Origin of the sequence: Pseudomonas sp. DWP2-2 (assembly GCF_049897065.1) — a bacterium.
Taxonomy (GTDB): domain Bacteria; phylum Pseudomonadota; class Gammaproteobacteria; order Pseudomonadales; family Pseudomonadaceae; genus Aquipseudomonas; species Aquipseudomonas paracarnis.
In genome coordinates, this window is the sequence record NZ_JAFCVN010000004.1 from 1 (window position 1) to 15,870 (window position 15,870).

Consider the following 15,870-nt stretch of genomic DNA (forward strand, 5'->3'; position numbering starts at 1 on the left):
AACTCAGCAGTGAAACGATGCATCGCCGATGGTAGTGTGGGGTTTCCCCATGTGAGAGTAGGTCATCGTCAAGATTAAATTCCGAAACCCCAATTGCGAAAGCAGTTGGGGTTTTGTTTTGGGCGCTCGAAAAGTGTCCACCTTGTCCCCGTACACCTGTGCGCCCCAACCTCCGACCTGACTGCCCCGACAAATTTGCACAGTTATTTCTGAGCGACACCACTAGAATAGCCACCTAATCATTTTTAGAGTCAGAGCCCTATCTATGCCCGATCCGGTTGATGCCCACGAGGTATCGGATTTACCGCTAGACGATCTGGTGGCATGCCATGAGTGCGACTTGCTGATGCGCAAACCAACGCTCGCCCTCGGCGAAAAAGCCCAATGCCCACGCTGCGGCTACGAGCTATACGCTCACCGTCACAATGTGGTCGAGCGCAGTCTCGCCTTGGTACTGGCAGCCCTGCTGCTGTACGTCCCCGCGAACTTTTTGCCCATCATGCAGCTCAATCTACTCGGGCAGTCTTCGGAGGACACCGTGTGGAGCGGCGTCGTTGGCCTGTTCGATACGGGCATGCAAGGCGTTGCCGCCGTGGTGTTCCTGTGCAGCATGGGCATCCCCTTGCTCAAGCTTCTGTGCCAGTTGGCAGTGCTGCTCAGTATTCGCTGGAACATCGGGCGCAATTACGGGCTGCTGCTATATCGCATCTACCACCACATGAAGGACTGGGGGATGTTGGAGGTCTACTTGATGGGTGTGCTGGTGGCGATCGTAAAGCTCGCCGACATGGCCTCCATCACAATTGGCCTGGGTCTGGTCTGCTTCGTGAGTCTATTAATGGTTCAAGTTCTGCTTGAGGTGGTGATGTCGCCCCATCAGATCTGGCAAGCGCTGTCAGGAGAGGATGACCATGCGGGCGATTGATGCAGGTATTCTGATTTGTACCGAATGCCATGAGTTGAACAAGCAGGAAGCGGATAGCGAGGAGCAGCTCTGCACACGTTGTGGCGCGTTGATCCATGCCCGTCGCCCCAATAGCCTTACACGTACCTGGGCGCTGTTGATCACCGCGGCGATCCTGTATATCCCCGCTAACCTGTTACCCATCATGACGGTCAGCTCCCTTGGCCAAGGCGACCCCAGCACCATCATGTCGGGTGTCATCCAACTGGTGCAGCACGGGATGTTTCCTATCGCTGCCGTGGTGTTCATCGCCAGTATCCTGGTACCGACCTTCAAGTTGGTCGGCATTGGCCTGCTGCTGTTCTCGGTGCAGCGTCACCAACCGCTGTCCGCGCAACAACGCATTGTGATGTATCGCTTTATCGAGTTCATTGGGCGTTGGTCCATGCTGGATATCTTCGTGATCGCCATCCTGGTGGCGCTCGTTAACTTTGGGCGGCTAGCCAGTATCGAGGCCAACCTCGGCGCTGCGGCGTTCGCCAGTGTGGTGATCTTGACGATGTTTGCCGCAGTAACTTTCGATCCCCGACTGATTTGGGATAACACGGAGTCGGACGACGACCATGAGTGATTTGCCTAAAGCTAAAACCCGCCCAGCCTCTAACTGGTCGGCCATTTGGGTGCTGCCCCTGATTGCCCTGATCATCGGTGGCTGGCTGGGGTGGCGTGCCTATTCCCAGCAAGGTATCGAGATTCAAGTTCGCTTTGAAAGCGGCGAAGGTATTCAGGTCAACAAGACCGAAGTGGTCTACAAAGGCATGACCGTGGGCAAGGTCAAAACCCTGGCCCTGGATGACGAAGGCAGCAATCGCGGGGTGATCGCCACCATCGAGATGAACAAGGACGTGGAGCAGTACCTCAAGACCAACACCCGCTTCTGGTTGGTCAAGCCCAGCGTCAGCCTTGCCGGTATCACCGGCCTGGAAACCCTGGTTTCAGGTAACTACATCGCCGCCAGCCCCGGTGATGGCGAGCCCACGCGCAAGTTCAAGGCGCTCTCCGAAGAGCCGCCGTTATCCGACGCCAAGCCCGGCTTGCACCTGACCCTCAAGGCCGATCGCCTGGGCTCGTTGAACCGTGGCAGTCCGGTGTTCTACAAGCAGATTCAGGTCGGCCAGGTCAAAAGCTACCTGCTGTCTGAAGACCAGAGCACCGTCGAGGTCAAGGTCTATATCGAGCCGACCTATGCCAACCTGGTGCGCAAACACACGCGTTTCTGGAATGCCAGCGGCATCAGTATCGACGCCAACCTTTCCGGCTTGAAAGTGCGCAGCGAATCCCTCTCCAGCATTGTCGCCGGAGGTATCGCCTTCGCCACTCCTGAAAACCGCAAAGACAGCCCGCCCACCGACCCGAGTCTGCCTTTCCGGCTATACGAAGATTTCGACGCCGCCGCAGCGGGCATCAAGGTCAAGGTCAAACTCACCGACTTTGAAGGCCTGCAGGCCGGGCGTACGCCGGTCATGTACAAAGGCATCCAGGTCGGCAGCCTGAAAACCCTGAAGATCGACCCGGACCTGTCCAGCGCCAGTGCCGAGCTGACCCTCGATCCATTGGCTGAAGACTACCTGGTCGAAGACACGCAATTCTGGGTGGTCAAACCGTCCATCTCCCTGGCGGGCATCACCGGCCTGGAGGCCTTGGTCAAGGGCAACTACATCGCGATTCGCCCAGGCGACAAAGGCACCCCGCCACAACGCGAATACGTAGCCCGCGCCAAGGCGCCACCTTTGGACCTGCGTTCCCCGGGCCTGCACATGGTGTTGCTCACCGACAGCCTGGGCTCGTTGGATGTCGGCAGCCCGATTCTGTACAAACAGGTCAAAGTCGGTTCGGTGCAGAGTTACCAGTTTTCACGCAAGAAAAAACAACTAGTGATCGGCGTTCATATCGAGAAGGAATACGAAAGCCTGGTCAACGGCTCGACGCGCTTCTGGAATGCCAGCGGCGTCACCCTTACGGGCGGGCTCACCGGCGGTATCCAGGTCAAAAGCGAATCCCTGGCCAGCCTGATGGCGGGCGGTATCGCCTTCGAAACGCCGGAACCGAACGTGCCATTGAAACATCGCATCCCGCGCTTTCGCCTGTATGCCGACCGTGATGCCGCCAACCAGCACGGCACTCTGGTGACCATCAAAGTCGACCGCGCCGACGGCCTGAGCGCCGGCACACCGGTGCGCTTCAAGGGGCTGGATGTGGGCAAGATCGAAAGTGTCGACCTCAGTGCCGACATGCAGTCGGTGCTGCTCAAGGCGCGTATCACTCAGGTTGCGGACCGCATTGCGCGCACGGGCAGCCAGTTCTGGGTGGTCAAGCCGGAACTGGGGCTGATGAAGACGGCTAACCTGGAGACCCTGGTCACTGGCCAATACATCGAGGTGCAACCGGCCGCGAAAAACGCCGGCCCGCAGAAGAGCTTTGTCGCCCTGACCCAGCCGCCTGAAACCGTGCATCAGGAAGCTGGCCTGAGCCTCACACTCAGCGCCGCCCGCCGTGGTTCGTTGAAGGAAGGGGTACCGGTCACCTACCGTGAAGTGACGGTCGGCAAAGTCACCGGCTATGAGCTGGGCCAGACCGCCGACCGTGTGTTGGTGCACATCCTGATCGAGCCCAAGTACGCACCTCTGGTACGCAGTGGCAGCCGCTTCTGGAACACCAGCGGCTTTGGCCTCGACTTCGGCTTGTTCAAGGGCGCGACCGTGCGTACCGAGTCCCTTGAAACGCTGGTGGCCGGCGGCATCGCCTTTGCCACGCCGGATGGCGAGCGCATGGGTAACCCGGCACGGCCGCAGCAGACGTTCCCGTTGTTCGACAAGTTTGAGGATGAATGGCTGACCTGGGCGCCTAAGATTCCACTCGGTAAATAAACCGAGGCGCGGCTATCGCGGGCAAGCCCGGCTCCCACAGGGATATGCATTTTCAGCAAGTATGCATTCCAACTGTGGGAGCCGGGCTTGCCCGCGATGAGGCCCACAAACACACCGCAAATCCCAAGCCGAAAAAAAGGCCGCGATCCCAAAAGATCGCGGCCTTTTTGCCTTTCAGTACAGCCCGTCAGACTTCATCCAGCTCCGGCTCGTCCGCCTGCACATTCATCGTCGCCTTCACCACATCATGGCGACGGATGTACTTCCAGTCCGCCTCATCAATGTAGATCCCGTTCGGCCCGCTGCCGCCCTCCAGGTCGATCGCCACCTGGGCGGACACCTGCGGCTTCACACTCGCCAGGATCGGTACAAAGCCCAATTGCAGGCTGGTTTCCAGCAGTGCTGCCTGGTTCTTCTCATCGATGTCTGCCGCTTCATCGAGGTAGTACGGCAACCGCACGCGACCGGCCTGGTCGCGGTCCATCAGGTGCAGCAACAAGTACATGTTGGTCAGCGCCTTGATGGTCATGGTAGTGCCGTTGGACGCAGCGCCGTCGATGTCGGTATGGATCACCGGCTGGCCGTTGACCTTGGTGATTTCGAACGCCAATTCGAACAAATCCTTGAGGCCCAACTGGTTATGGTTGGCGGCGACCAGGCGAGCCAGGTATTCCTTGGCTTCTTCGTTCTTGTTGTCCTGTTCGGCGCTCTGGCTGAGGTCGAACACCGAGAGGGTCTCGCCTTCTTCATACTGACCGGCACTGTGGATGATCTGGTCGATATGCTTGAGCGCTTCCTTGTTCGGCGCCAGTACGATGCGGAAGCTTTGCAGGTTGGAGACCTGGCGCTTGTTGATCTCACGGTTGAACAACGCCAACTGGTGTTCCAGGCTGTCGTAGTCACTACGGATGTTGCGCAGGGTACGGGCGATGTCGGTGACCGCTGCACGGCGCGCCTTGCCGAGGGTCAGCGCCTCGTCGGTACGGTGCGCATAGGCGTTGATCAGCAGTTGCAGACGACGCTCGACATCATCCTCACTGTCGAACTTGGCCACGCCCTTGAGACGCACCTGGGCGTACAGCGCTTCGATCTGGCCATCGGCGCGCAGCAAACCCTGCCAGCTGTCCTGATAGTCATTGAGCAGCGGCAGCAGGTTGTCCATGGAGTCGTCGACCGGGTCCATGAACGGCGTACCGAACGGCAGGTCCGCCGGCAACAGCTGACGACGGCGCAACGCGTCATCCAGCGTGCGTTGCTTGGCTTCCATATCGCCGATCTGACGGCCGACCAGTTGCAGCTTGGCCGACAGTTGCTGGACGCGCTCGGTAAAGGCATCGCTGGAACGCTTCAACTCGTCCTGGGCCGCTTCCATCTGCGCCAGGTTTTCCAGCTTCTCGCCTTCTTCGGCGCTCAGGGTCTGGGTGCGGCGGAAGTCTTCCAGGGCCTTTTGGGCATCCAGTACCTGCTGGTACAGCGCTTCGGTCTGGGTCTTGCTTGCGGCGCGGTCGGACGCCACGGCCTGCTGGGTTTTCAGTTGCTTGAGCTCTTTTTCCAGGCGCTCTTTCTGGTCACGCAACGCGGCGCGATCCGCCAGGGCTTGCAGTGCCGGCGGCTCGATGTGCGAGATGTCGATGGACAGCCCCGGCACCTCAAAGCGCTCGCCCTTGAAGCCATCGAGAATCTGCTCCAGGGATTTGACCCACTGGCCGTCCTCGTCCAGCGTGATGCCATGTTCGCCCAGCGGCAAGCTGAACAGCGAGCTGTTGAACAGGCGCATCAGGCGCTCGACATCCTGCTGCGAAAATTCTTCGCGCAGCTTGGCGTAGCTGTTGTTGTCCGCGTGATCGAGTTGCTGCTTGACCGACTTCAAGCGCTTTTCCAGGTCGCGCAGGCGTTCTTCCAAGTCCTCGGCGCTGAACTGCCGCGACTGCGCCAAGGCGCCCGCCAGTTCATCGTGGGCATCCTTGGCGGCGAGCAATTGCTGCTCCAGCATCTTGACGTCATCCACCAGGGCAAAGCGGTGCTTGAGCACGGACAACTCGCCCAACCAACGCTGGATGCCACTGATTTCCCGCTCCAGGCGCATCAGCTCCTGTGTGCCGCCGCGCTGGTCGTTTTGCAGCGCGTCCTGCTCGTTGCGGTAGTGTTCGGCCTGGATGGTCAGCTCTTCCTTGCGCGCACTGGCGTAGTCCGACCAGGTGCCCAGCAACGAATCCAGCAGCGGCGACAGGCGATGCAGTTTGCCGCGCAGGGCGTCGCGCTGTTTCACGCCATTGGCCAGGGCTTCAACCAAGGGGCCGGCAGCCACCAGCGAGTTGTAGTCCTGCTCCATGCGTCGCACATCACGGAAGGCTTCTTCACAGGCCGCGATGTAGTCGACACTGCCCGAACGCAGGCTGTGTTCGAAGGCATCAAGGAACAGTTGCTTGAGCTTGGCCGCGGTGATTTCGCGCATGTGCAGCAGGTTGATAAACAGCGCGCGGAACGTCTTCAGGCTCTGCTCGCTGGTGGAGCGCAGCGGAATCAGCGTCAGGTCCAGCGGGACCGACGTATGCCCGCCCACCAGCAAGCGCCGCAGTTCATCGGGCTTGAGCTCGTAGGCTTTCAGGCCCTCGCGCTCAAGGTTGGTGAACAGCTCTTTCTGACGCAGGCAGGTGTCGTTTTTCTGGTAGTGGGTAAGGTCCAGCTTGCCGGCGTAGGCAAAGAACTGGTGACCAAAGCCGCCGCCCGGGCCGCGGCCGACCACGCCGATAACGTGCGGGCCGTGGGGCAGAGAGACTTCTACCAGGATGTAGCTGGTGTCGGTGGCAAAGTAGAAACGCCGCGATTGTTCCAGGGTGTACTTGCCGAAGCTCATGTCCGACATGCGTGCCAGGATCGGGAATTGCAAGGCGTTGATCGAGGCGGATTTACCCAGGTTGTTGGCGCCATACACCGACAGCGGCTCTTCCAGCGGGAACAAGCCCAGGCTGTAACCGGCAGTGTTCAATAGGGCGAAGCGGCGGATGCCGTAGCGTTCCTTACTCATGCGTCGGTCTCCTGTTCTTCGGCAATGGCACGGGCCAAGGCATCTTCTTCGCTTTCTTCGGTGAAGGCGCTCAGATCCAGCGGGTCATCGGTCTTCAGCAGTTTCTCGTCGCTGTCCTCGTCGATAATCACCGGTGCCGGCAGCGGCAGTACGCTGTGTACGCTGGCGGCAAGGTCGCGGTCCTGCTGCACCGACAGGCACACATCCAGGAAGCGGTGCATCGGCGGCAGGAAGCGGTAGATACCGTTGTCTTCGCTGGCAAAACCCAGTTGGGTCATGCGGCGCATGATTTTTTCTTCGAGCTCTTCCTGGGTCTGCACCTCGGCCTGGATAAACAGGTCACGGTATTTCTCCAGCAACGAAGGCAATTCATCGCGGCCCAGGCTGCCGCCGTCGAGCACCGCAATCGGGTCGCGACCCTGGTCGGCCAGGTGTTCGACGATGATGAAGGTGAACAGGGCCAGGCGCTGGGCGGTTTTGTTCACCTGCGCGGCAGCCACGGCAGTGTCCGGCACGAAGTAATAGAAGCCGCGGGTATCGCACACCAGCTCAAAGCCCAGGGCCTTGAACAGCGTGCGGTACTGGTCCTGGAAGTTCGACAATTGCGCGTACAGCTCCGGGTCGCGACGGCTGACGTGGTAACCCTTGAACAGCTCGCGAAAGATCGGCGCCAGCTGGGACAGTTCGGATAGATCAAGATGCATAAGGCGTGCTCGCAGAATTCTCGGTGGCATCGACGCCGGCCGGGAGCAGGGCGAAGGAGCGCAGGCTGACCTGGTGCTCGTGGGTGTGGTAATCGCGACGTTCCAGGCGCTCGCGCTTGAAGCGTTTTTCCCGGGACAGGCGCGAAAACCAGTACAGCAATTCATCGGTGGCGCCGTCCGGTTCCTGCTCCAGCAGCCAGGTCATCAGGTCGGGCATCGGCAGCGCGTCTTCGCAGCGTTCGAGCATTTCCTTGACCGTACGCGGTGCGCGCTGGGCTTCGCCTTTGTGGGACTTGTGCGCCTTGGGGAAACGCGCCGGCTTGGGTTCGAAATTGGCCAGGGCATACACATAGGCCTCGACCTGGCTCGCACTGCCCAAAAAGGTGCTTTGCGGCCGGGTGAACATCGGCATCGCCGCTTGCGGCACCGCGTCCAGGCCTTTGCGGCGAATCGCCGACAGGGCCAGCGCCGCACCGCGAGTCACGGCGTTATGCCGGCGTGCTTCTTCACGCAGCGGCAGCAGCAACTCCCGCGCATGGCGCAAGGTCAGCTGGGCGCTGGTTTGCATCTCGAGGATGCGCGCATGGGTGCGCAGCAGCATGTCGTCATCTACCAGGTGGCCAAGACGCTGTTGCTCGGTGAGCATGCGCAGCAGCACGTTTTCCACCTTGCGTACGCCTTGCTCGAAGGCGCCGTCGGCGTTCACCAGTTGGATCATCGGCTCGACGTATTCGTCCCAGGTCGCCAATACCTCGGCGTAACGCTGGCGCAACGGGATCTGGCGGTCGCTGGTCTTGGCGCGGTCGGCCACGGCGGCGAGGGCCTGTTCGTCGTTGGCGAGTTTTTTGAGCACATCGCGCACGCGCATATCCAGCAGGCGCAGTTGCCGGGCCAGGTCGTGGCCGTCACGGATGTCGAAGGCGTCCTGGATGTAACCGGCCAGACGCTCCAGGTGGCGCAGGTAGGCTTCGATTTCCAGGCACAGGCCAAGCCGGTGCTCCTTGCGAAGATAGGCGAGGAAGTCGTGGATCTGCGCGTTGAGCTCGAAACGGTTCGGGCTCTTGGCGACAGGTACCAGGATATCCAGGCGAATCCACACGTCCAGTAGGCTGGTGATGTCCTGGGGCGTGCTGTCCAGTTGTTGGGCGGCCAACTGTGCGCGCAGCTCGGCCAGGCTCAGGGTGCCTTGGTCGAAGTGTTCGCACAGAGGCTCAAGTAAGGCCCAGTGTTCGGCGAGGGCGCGCAGGACGCGCTTGGGTTCGATCATGGGAATGGCCGGCTGGTTGGCGATTAAAAGTCGCGATTGTACTGCATCAGGCGCGGGATTTATCCACAGCCGGTCAGTGCGCAGTGGGCGATTGTTGCCGAACAGCGGTAGAATCCCCGCTCTTTACTTATCCACAAGTGGCCGAGCTGTGCTTATCGAGTCCCGACGTCGCGCTTACTTGACCGCCATGCAGGTGGTCAACTGGCTGCCCCGCACCGAACTGCCGTTTGCCGCGCCGTCGCGGCCCGAGTTGTTGCAGGCGCTTGAGCCTTATGAGGCGTTCGAGTCGTCGGGGGAAGAAGCGGCCGCGCCCGTGGCGGTGGTCAAGCCCACCCCTGAGACGCGCCCGGTGGTCGAACGGGCCAAGATCGAAGTGCCGCGCCCTGCGCCGGTGACCAAAGCTGCCAAGGTGCTGGAGGAGGCTGCGCCGGTGGCCAAGGCGCCGGTCGTGCCGCCGCCACGCTTTGCCCTGCAATTGCTGCGGGCCGGGCGTTGCCTGTTGCTGGTGGAACTGCCGACCGGCGAACGTTTCCAGTCCCGCGACCCGGCCTACCTTTTGCTCAAGGACATGCTGCGCGCCGCCGGCCTGCCCGACAGCCCGCAAATCGTCGGTGAGCCGGTGCGCTGGCCGCTGCTGGTGCGCGGCACCATGGACCAGGGCCCCGAGGCCGCACGAGATTTCGTCCAGGGGTTTGTCTCGGCACGCCTGGAAGACGAGCCTTGCGTGTGCCTGTGGCTGATCGGCCTGCCCGCTGTGCGGTTTGCCGGTGAAGCAAACGCCGAGGCCTGGTACCGCGAGCTGCAGGTTGAAGGCCTGGGTTCGGTGTGGGCCCTGCCGGGCCTGGAATTATTAATGGAAGAGCCACAGCGTAAGGCTGATGTCTGGCAAGCCATGCGCCGGCTGATGGCGCGCTGGAAAACAACTGATGAGTGAGGCTTTATCCTTTCGCCCGATGACCGAGGCCGACCTCGAGGCCGTGCTGAAAATCGAATACGCGGCGTTCAGCCACCCCTGGACCCGCGGGATTTTTCTCGACGGGCTGGGCAAGTACCAGATCTGGCTGATGTTCGAAGGCGAGCAGCAAGTGGGGCACGGGGTGGTGCAGATCATTCTCGATGAAGCGCACTTGCTGAACATTACTGTGAAGCCGGAAAACCAGGGCCGTGGTTTGGGCCTGGCGCTGCTGGAGCATTTGATGTCGCGTGCCTATGCCGCCAATGCGCGAGAATGCTTCCTCGAAGTGCGGGACAGCAATACCGGCGCGTTTCGCCTGTATGAGCGTTATGGCTTCAACGAGATCGGCCGTCGCCGGGATTACTACCCCGCTGTGGGTGGCCGCGAAGATGCAGTCGTGATGGCGTGCACCCTGGTCGATTAAATACAGAGCCCCCTATGTGCAGAACCTCTGTGGGAGCCGGGCTTGCCCGCGATGCAGGCACCTCGGTCTTCAAGTAACACCGCGGTGATACCATCGCAGGCAAGCCAGCTCCCACAGGGTCAGCGCTTGCCGTTCAGTGGGTCCAGATCAGCCAGTTCCGCCTCATCCAACCCATTCCCGCCACCAATGTCATTCTCTCCCACGACGCTCAAGTCATAGTCGGCGGCATTGTCTTCGCCTTCCTCCTGCGCATCCCGCGCGCCGTCCTCACGGATCAGCGTCTCCGGGCTCATATCGTCGTCGGTGGATTCATGATCATCCGTCGATGCGCCGGTCAGCCCGGCTTCGCGCACCCGTTCGTCGGGCATCAGATGGTCGCGCTCACGGCGGGGCAGCTCGTCGCCGATTTCCGCAGTCTGGTCCTGCTCGTCAAAATCCAGCTCGCGCATCTCACCCATGCGGTCTTCGTTGTCATCGATCGGTTCCGGCTGCGTTGCGCCGTAGGGACGTCGTGATTCAGTCATGGCCAATCCTCATACTGTGGGGCTTATAGTGTGTGGACAGGCATGGCAGCCAAAAAATTCAAGCTAATTAGCGCCTGGCGTGACCCGGACGAGGGCTTGTCAGTCACAAACCTGCGCATCATTCCTGAGGCTTCCCTGATGAACGAACTACAAGACCTGCTTGATAACAACGAACGCTGGGCGGACGCGATCAAACAGGAAGATCCCGAATTCTTCGCCAAGCTCGCCCGCCAGCAGACCCCGGAATACCTGTGGATCGGCTGCTCCGATGCCCGTGTACCGGCCAACGAGATCGTCGGCATGTTGCCCGGTGATCTGTTTGTGCATCGAAACGTGGCCAACGTGGTGCTGCACACTGACCTCAACTGCCTGTCGGTGATCCAGTACGCGGTGGATGTGCTCAAGGTCAAACACATCCTCGTCACCGGTCACTACGGCTGTGGCGGCGTGCGTGCGTCGATGCAGGACCGCCAGTTCGGCCTGATCGACGGCTGGCTACGCACCATTCGCGACCTTTACTACGAAAACCGCGATGTGCTGGCCCAGTTGCCGACCGAAGAAGAGCGTGTGGACCGCATGTGCGAGCTCAACGTGATCCAGCAGGTGGCCAACGTCGGCCACACCAGCATTGTGCAAAATGCCTGGCATCGCGGGCAGAGCCTGTCGATCCATGGCTGTATCTATGGCATCAAGGACGGTCGCTGGAAGAGTTTGAACACCACCATCAGTGGCTTCGAGCAACTGCCGCCGCAATACCGCCTGCGTCCGTTGGGCGAAGCCTAAGGTCGTTTGTGCTCACGCCACCAGGCCATGAAGGCCTGGCCTTCGGCGTTCAGCGGCTCCTTGCTGCCGGTGATCCAGCCCCGGCAGTTCAGCTCGCCGCAATGGCAAGCGAACTGCCGGGCCAGTGTGTCTTCGGTGGTGGCGTAATCCAGCGTCAGCAAGCTGCCGGCGCCGATGGGTTGCACCGTCCATAGCTCCAGGTACGTGGTGTCTAGAAACACGTTCGGGTTGCAGGAGTGCTGTAACAGGCCGCAGAGCCAACAATCGTACAAGTGGATGCGGGGTGACAGTTGCAGCGTGTACGGGCGCCGTTCGCTCACGGCATAACCGGAAACCTTAGCAATGCGCGTGCGACTCTCAAAGGCCACGCGCGCCGTGACCCTGGCCGCAACCCCTTCAGCCTCTTGCTTGACCTCAAAGTGCTCGGTCGAGGGGTAACCCTGTTCCACGAGCAGCGTCTTGAAGGGATAGAGGCAGTCATTCACAGCCGTTTCAGCCTTATCCATGGCTCGAGTTTTCATCACTCTCCTGAGCGGGGCTGCATGGACCTGCGGGTGTGACGGCCAGTCTTGCAGCAAATGGGCGCGGCCCTAGATTCGCCGAAGTGGGATCCGGTTTCTACTGTCAAAGTTGACAGTAGAAACGGTTTCTTCGCCTTAAAGCGCGGGGGCTATGACGGTGGGCGTGGGAGCGGCATTTCTCAACAGTTTCAACTGCGCTTTGATAGGCGCTGTGGCGCACTTGGCGTTGGCCTGCTCAGGCGTCAGGTGGCGCACCGAGGTGTAGAACAATTCACACGTCTGCTCCTTGCGCGTGACTTGCCAAGTGTTCAGGCAGGCCTTGAGCAATACGTTCGCATCGCTGGCGGGTTTCTGGCCCATGCCTGCTTGCCAGCAGGCGGCGCTCAAGTCCTGGCCCATCACTTTCAAACCGGCGTCATCAGCCTTTTGTTCATCACCGTCATAGCTGTCGGGGCTGGCCGCATACCAAATGTAACTTGGGTGGTTGGCGCCCAATACCGCGACGGTTTTGCCAGGCTCCGGGCTGATCTGCGCCAGGCTCAGCACGCCCACGGTTTGCCCGTATTGTTGCTTGATCCAGCTACGCACTGGCGCGCCGAAGGCCACCATGGGTAATGCGCCGCCAGGGCGCAGGCTCAGTTCCTTGACCATGCGGGTCTGGTAGTCGGTGAAATACCCGTAGACGGTTTCCAGGTCTTTGCCGGCATTGGACGGCGCAGCGATGGGCGCGATATCGATGATGGTCTGGTACGCCGGCGTTTCCGTGGCCGGTACGCCATTTTCGCTTAACAAGGTGGCCCAGCGGTCGGTGGTGGCCGATTCCAGGTAATCCTGGGCCTGGGTCAGCGAGTAATCCGGAGGGAAGTGCAACAGCTCGATGCTTTTGCGGTTTTCCAGGGCCATGCCCAACGGCAGGAACAGGTACCAGTTGTAGGCCCATTTGCCATCGCTGTTGAGCTGGCTGGCGCCTTGGTAAGCCAGGTCGGCGGTATTGAGCAGCGTGGTCAGTGGCTGGCCGTAACTGTCGGGCACGCCGCTGAAGGACGCCGTGACCTGACCGTCGTGGGTCTTCACACTGACCTTGGCCCGGCTGTAACCGTCACGTTGCAGGCTCTGGTTCAAATAGTGTTCGGCGGTCTGCTCCAGTGACCATGGCCGGAAGCAGATCACATTGCAGTTGTTGGGGTACGCGAACAACTGGGTGACGCGCTGCGTGCTGCCCAGTGGCACCTCGATGTCGGCCTGTACGACCGCACTCGCCAGTAGTGCGGCGAGGGTGAAGGACAGCCTGGTCGGTTTAAACATAGTCGATTCCTTGTCAGCGAAGCCCGTCTGCGCGGGATGGAAGCCCACCTGCACACAGTAGCGGCTGACCGGGAAAATCGCGTGTTAAATCGCCCGGCATGTCGTTATTGGATAAGCCCCTACAGGCTGAACTGCAAGGCATTGCTCAGATCGCCCATGGGTTTCTGGCCGCGCGCGATCATCGCGTCATCGCGCTGCTTGAGGCCGTCCAGGGTTTCCAACTGGAACACCCGGGTGATCAAACGCAGGATCGATGCCGTGTCGTACACCGTATGGTCCACCGTGCCTTTGCGGGCAAACGGCGACACCACCAGCGCCGGAACCCGCGAGCCCGGGCCCCAGCGGTCACCCTGGGGCGGCGCCACGTGGTCCCACCAGCCGCCGTTTTCATCCACGGTCACCACCACCACCATGTTTTTCCACTGCGGGCTTTCTTGCAGCACCTTCAAGGCGCGGGCGATATGGCGGTCGCCCGAGGCCACGTCGGCATAACCGGCGTGCATGTTCAAGTTGCCCTGGGGTTTGTAGAAGCTCACGGCGGGCAGCTTGCCGGCCTGGGCGTCGGCGAAGAACCGGTTGGTGCTTGACTCATCGCCCAAACCGCCGTCACGCAGACGCCTGGCACGTTCTGCCGGGTTTTGCGGCCCTTGCTGCTTGAAGTAATTGAACGGCTGGTGGTGGTACTGGAAATTCGGAATCTTGGGGATGCCGCCGGAGTCCTTGAACTGCTCCAGGGTGGCTTGCCACGCACCGGCGTACCAGGCCCAGTCGATGTTCTTCTTCGACAGCTTGTCGCCAATATGCTCGTGGGTTTGCGGCACCAGCACATTGGGCAGGTCGGGCTTGGAGTAATCCGGGTTTTGCGGGTCGCGGATCCAGGTGGGCCAGTAGGGTGGGGCCAGGGTGTTTACGCCGTAACCATCGGGTGTCAGTGCGCTGGGGCCGAATTGTGGTGGGCCGGTCATGGCGCTGGCCGGTGACGTGTCCAAGGGCTTTAGGCGCGTGTCGCTGGGGTCATCGCTTTGCAGCGTGGCGATCTGCGCCTTGGCCACCGACTGCGCGGCATTGGGATAAAACGGCGCGGTGGCGCTGATCAGGTACTGGTGGTTAAGGAACGAGCCACCAAACGCGCCCTGGAAGAAGTTATCGCACAGCACAAACTCCTTGGCCACGTCCCACAGGCGCAGGGCATAACGGCTTTGGGCGTAATGGCCCATCACCAGCCCACCGGAATCGCCCCAGGCGACAAAACCATCATTCTTGCCGCCGTTGATCTGCATCTGGTTCTGGTAGAACACGTGCCATAGGTCGCGGGTCACCAGGCTCAATGGCAGGTCTTCGCCCTGCGGGCCTTTGAGGGCGAACGGCGCGTTGGGCAGGTTTTGCTGGAATTGCACTTCGCTGGGGTAAGTCACCCCGTCCACCGTTTGTGGGCCGACCTGCAACACACCGCCCCAGCTCGGTGGCAGGGCAGGCAATACGCTGCCATCGCGGTCGCGCTGCTGGAAGTCCTTGGCGGTTAACGCCGACAGCGGTTTCTCCACCCCGGGGAAATCTGCGAACAGGTTGTTGAAGCTGCGGTTCTCGGCATAAATCACCACCACGGTTTTCACCTGCTCGCGCAGCGCCTTGTCCAGTTCCTGGGGCGTGAGCGGCCGCGCCACGGGTGGGTTCGGTGCTTCGCTGGTATTGCCGCAGGCACTCAAGGTCGCCCCCACCCCCAACACCGCCGCACCGCCGAGGAAGCGCCGACGGCTGGTGTCTACCCGCGTTTTGGGGGCGCAGTCGTGGGCAGGGTGGTCGTTGTGCTCGTCACTCATTGCGAGGAATCCTTGGCGAGATGTTGCAAGATATTTCGCAGGACGGTAGCAATGGAATGTGACGGAACAAAGACAGGCGTGTGATGGGCGGGGCGTGTCTACACGGCTCAAGCGCTGCTAGACTGCCCTTCTAATGCACATCACTGAGGTGAGTCGTGAGACCTTCAACTGCACTTGATCTGCAACGAACGGCTGTACGAGAAGTGGTCGGACGTTTCCGTATTTCCAATCCCAGAGTATTTGGGTCGGTACTGATGGGGACTGACCAAGAAGGCAGTGATCTTGATTTGCTGGTAGACGCGCCGCCGGGCACAACGCTCTTTGATCTCGGTGGGTTGCAGGTCGAGCTTGAGGACTTGCTCGGCGTTAATGTCGACCTGCTTACGCCTGGCGACTTGCCTTTGAAGTTTCGCGATAAAGTGCTAGCGGAGGCCCGGCCAGTATGACGGAAAGTCGGCTAGGGGATTATCTGGCAAGCTGCCACTGACGCGATCACTTTTGTAGAGGGCTTGAGCAAAGAAGAGTTTTTGGAGGACCGGCGAACACAACAAGCTGTGGTCATGAGCCTGATCATCATTGGTGAAGTGTCGACGAAAATCATGGATCAGCATCCGGACTTCGCGGCACGCCATTCACATATTCCTTGTACAGAGTGCATTACCTGATCTATTGGCACGCCTTCCTGTAAATCCTTGACCGCAACTGTTC

Annotated in this window: 15 protein-coding genes and 1 rRNA gene; 9 read left to right on the forward strand and 7 right to left on the reverse strand. The window is 60.6% G+C overall.

Going from position 1 to position 15,870, the window contains the following annotated elements; genetic code table 11:
* The 4 genes from rrf to ACP7CZ_RS10315 all read left to right on the forward strand — a co-directional run.
* A 5S ribosomal RNA gene (gene rrf, locus ACP7CZ_RS10300) occupies positions 1-74 on the forward strand; the annotation flags it as partial.
* 191 nt (positions 75-265) lie between these two features.
* Positions 266-925, forward strand: coding sequence for a paraquat-inducible protein A (locus ACP7CZ_RS10305; protein WP_034128130.1), 660 nt, complete (start codon positions 266-268; stop codon positions 923-925).
* On the forward strand, positions 912-1,535 hold the full coding sequence (locus tag ACP7CZ_RS10310; RefSeq protein ID WP_054897181.1) for a paraquat-inducible protein A: 624 nt from the start codon (positions 912-914) through the stop codon (positions 1,533-1,535). The genes ACP7CZ_RS10305 and ACP7CZ_RS10310 overlap by 14 nt, the downstream gene beginning before the upstream one ends.
* Positions 1,528-3,831 carry a PqiB family protein gene (locus ACP7CZ_RS10315; RefSeq protein ID WP_054921763.1) on the forward strand — a complete coding sequence of 768 codons (2,304 nt, stop codon included), beginning with the start codon at positions 1,528-1,530 and terminating at the stop codon, positions 3,829-3,831. Before ACP7CZ_RS10310 ends, ACP7CZ_RS10315 begins: the two co-directional genes overlap by 8 nt.
* A gap of 187 nt (positions 3,832-4,018) precedes the next feature.
* Here the strand turns inward: ACP7CZ_RS10315 and mksF are convergent, their stop codons facing one another.
* The 3 genes from mksF to mksB are packed head-to-tail and all read right to left on the reverse strand — an operon-like array spanning position 4,019 to position 8,830.
* On the reverse strand, positions 4,019-6,859 hold the full coding sequence (gene mksF / locus ACP7CZ_RS10320; RefSeq protein ID WP_034128127.1) for an Mks condensin complex protein MksF: 2,841 nt from the start codon (positions 6,857-6,859) through the stop codon (positions 4,019-4,021).
* A complete protein-coding gene (gene mksE / locus ACP7CZ_RS10325) occupies positions 6,856-7,563 on the reverse strand; it encodes an Mks condensin complex protein MksE (RefSeq protein ID WP_003188281.1) in 708 nt (235 codons plus the stop codon). Before mksE ends, mksF begins: the two co-directional genes overlap by 4 nt.
* The gene (gene mksB / locus ACP7CZ_RS10330) at positions 7,553-8,830 is read right to left on the reverse strand and encodes an Mks condensin complex protein MksB (protein WP_032893713.1); all 1,278 of its coding nucleotides are present in this window, start codon (positions 8,828-8,830) and stop codon (positions 7,553-7,555) included. Before mksB ends, mksE begins: the two co-directional genes overlap by 11 nt.
* A gap of 187 nt (positions 8,831-9,017) precedes the next feature.
* Between mksB and ACP7CZ_RS10335 the strand changes: the two genes are divergently transcribed.
* Positions 9,018-9,764, forward strand: a complete 747-nt coding sequence (locus ACP7CZ_RS10335) for a hypothetical protein (protein WP_060764114.1) — start codon at positions 9,018-9,020, stop codon at positions 9,762-9,764.
* Positions 9,757-10,209, forward strand: coding sequence for a ribosomal protein S18-alanine N-acetyltransferase (rimI, locus tag ACP7CZ_RS10340; RefSeq protein WP_054897177.1), 453 nt, complete (start codon positions 9,757-9,759; stop codon positions 10,207-10,209). Before ACP7CZ_RS10335 ends, rimI begins: the two co-directional genes overlap by 8 nt.
* A 119-nt stretch (positions 10,210-10,328) precedes the next feature.
* Here the strand turns inward: rimI and ACP7CZ_RS10345 are convergent, their stop codons facing one another.
* A complete protein-coding gene (locus tag ACP7CZ_RS10345; protein ID WP_054897176.1) occupies positions 10,329-10,733 on the reverse strand; it encodes a hypothetical protein in 405 nt (134 codons plus the stop codon).
* 138 nt (positions 10,734-10,871) lie between these two features.
* Here ACP7CZ_RS10345 and can point away from each other — a divergent pair, with 138 nt between their 5' ends.
* On the forward strand, positions 10,872-11,516 hold the full coding sequence (can, locus tag ACP7CZ_RS10350) for a carbonate dehydratase (protein ID WP_003188288.1): 645 nt from the start codon (positions 10,872-10,874) through the stop codon (positions 11,514-11,516).
* Here can and ACP7CZ_RS10355 read toward each other — a convergent pair.
* The 3 genes from ACP7CZ_RS10355 to acpA all read right to left on the reverse strand — a co-directional run bounded on the left by ACP7CZ_RS10355 (position 11,513) and on the right by acpA (position 15,162).
* Positions 11,513-12,037, reverse strand: a complete 525-nt coding sequence (locus tag ACP7CZ_RS10355; protein ID WP_034128124.1) for a hypothetical protein — start codon at positions 12,035-12,037, stop codon at positions 11,513-11,515. The genes can and ACP7CZ_RS10355 overlap by 4 nt on opposite strands.
* Before the next feature lie 135 nt (positions 12,038-12,172).
* Positions 12,173-13,342, reverse strand: a complete 1,170-nt coding sequence (locus ACP7CZ_RS10360) for a hypothetical protein (RefSeq protein WP_054897175.1) — start codon at positions 13,340-13,342, stop codon at positions 12,173-12,175.
* Positions 13,343-13,461: 119 nt separating this feature from the next.
* Entirely contained in the window at positions 13,462-15,162 is a 1,701-nt protein-coding gene (gene acpA, locus ACP7CZ_RS10365) for an acid phosphatase (RefSeq protein ID WP_181125421.1), read from the reverse strand.
* 155 nt (positions 15,163-15,317) lie between these two features.
* On the opposite strand from acpA, the gene ACP7CZ_RS10370 reads away from it, so the two are divergent.
* Together ACP7CZ_RS10370 and ACP7CZ_RS10375 are read left to right on the forward strand one after the other, a co-directional pair.
* Positions 15,318-15,608 (forward strand): nucleotidyltransferase family protein, encoded by a 291-nt coding sequence (locus tag ACP7CZ_RS10370; protein ID WP_032893707.1) that lies wholly within the window; start codon positions 15,318-15,320, stop codon positions 15,606-15,608.
* A gap of 81 nt (positions 15,609-15,689) precedes the next feature.
* Positions 15,690-15,827 (forward strand): hypothetical protein, encoded by a 138-nt coding sequence (locus ACP7CZ_RS10375; protein ID WP_230633863.1) that lies wholly within the window; start codon positions 15,690-15,692, stop codon positions 15,825-15,827.
* Positions 15,828-15,870 lie beyond the last annotated feature (43 nt).

What these genes read in the sequence shown, in the direction of transcription:
- ACP7CZ_RS10305 (WP_034128130.1), top strand. Translation starts at nt 266, where the DNA reads ATGCCCGATCCGGTTGATGCCCACGAGGTATCGGATTTACCGCTAGAC.
- ACP7CZ_RS10310 (WP_054897181.1), top strand. Translation starts at nt 912, where the DNA reads ATGCGGGCGATTGATGCAGGTATTCTGATTTGTACCGAATGCCATGAG.
- ACP7CZ_RS10315 (WP_054921763.1), top strand. Translation starts at nt 1,528, where the DNA reads ATGAGTGATTTGCCTAAAGCTAAAACCCGCCCAGCCTCTAACTGGTCG.
- mksF (WP_034128127.1), bottom strand. Translation starts at nt 6,859, where the DNA reads ATGAGTAAGGAACGCTACGGCATCCGCCGCTTCGCCCTATTGAACACT.
- mksE (WP_003188281.1), bottom strand. Translation starts at nt 7,563, where the DNA reads ATGCATCTTGATCTATCCGAACTGTCCCAGCTGGCGCCGATCTTTCGC.
- mksB (WP_032893713.1), bottom strand. Translation starts at nt 8,830, where the DNA reads ATGATCGAACCCAAGCGCGTCCTGCGCGCCCTCGCCGAACACTGGGCC.
- ACP7CZ_RS10335 (WP_060764114.1), top strand. Translation starts at nt 9,018, where the DNA reads ATGCAGGTGGTCAACTGGCTGCCCCGCACCGAACTGCCGTTTGCCGCG.
- rimI (WP_054897177.1), top strand. Translation starts at nt 9,757, where the DNA reads ATGAGTGAGGCTTTATCCTTTCGCCCGATGACCGAGGCCGACCTCGAG.
- ACP7CZ_RS10345 (WP_054897176.1), bottom strand. Translation starts at nt 10,733, where the DNA reads ATGACTGAATCACGACGTCCCTACGGCGCAACGCAGCCGGAACCGATC.
- can (WP_003188288.1), top strand. Translation starts at nt 10,872, where the DNA reads ATGAACGAACTACAAGACCTGCTTGATAACAACGAACGCTGGGCGGAC.
- ACP7CZ_RS10355 (WP_034128124.1), bottom strand. Translation starts at nt 12,037, where the DNA reads ATGAAAACTCGAGCCATGGATAAGGCTGAAACGGCTGTGAATGACTGC.
- ACP7CZ_RS10360 (WP_054897175.1), bottom strand. Translation starts at nt 13,342, where the DNA reads ATGTTTAAACCGACCAGGCTGTCCTTCACCCTCGCCGCACTACTGGCG.
- acpA (WP_181125421.1), bottom strand. Translation starts at nt 15,162, where the DNA reads ATGAGTGACGAGCACAACGACCACCCTGCCCACGACTGCGCCCCCAAA.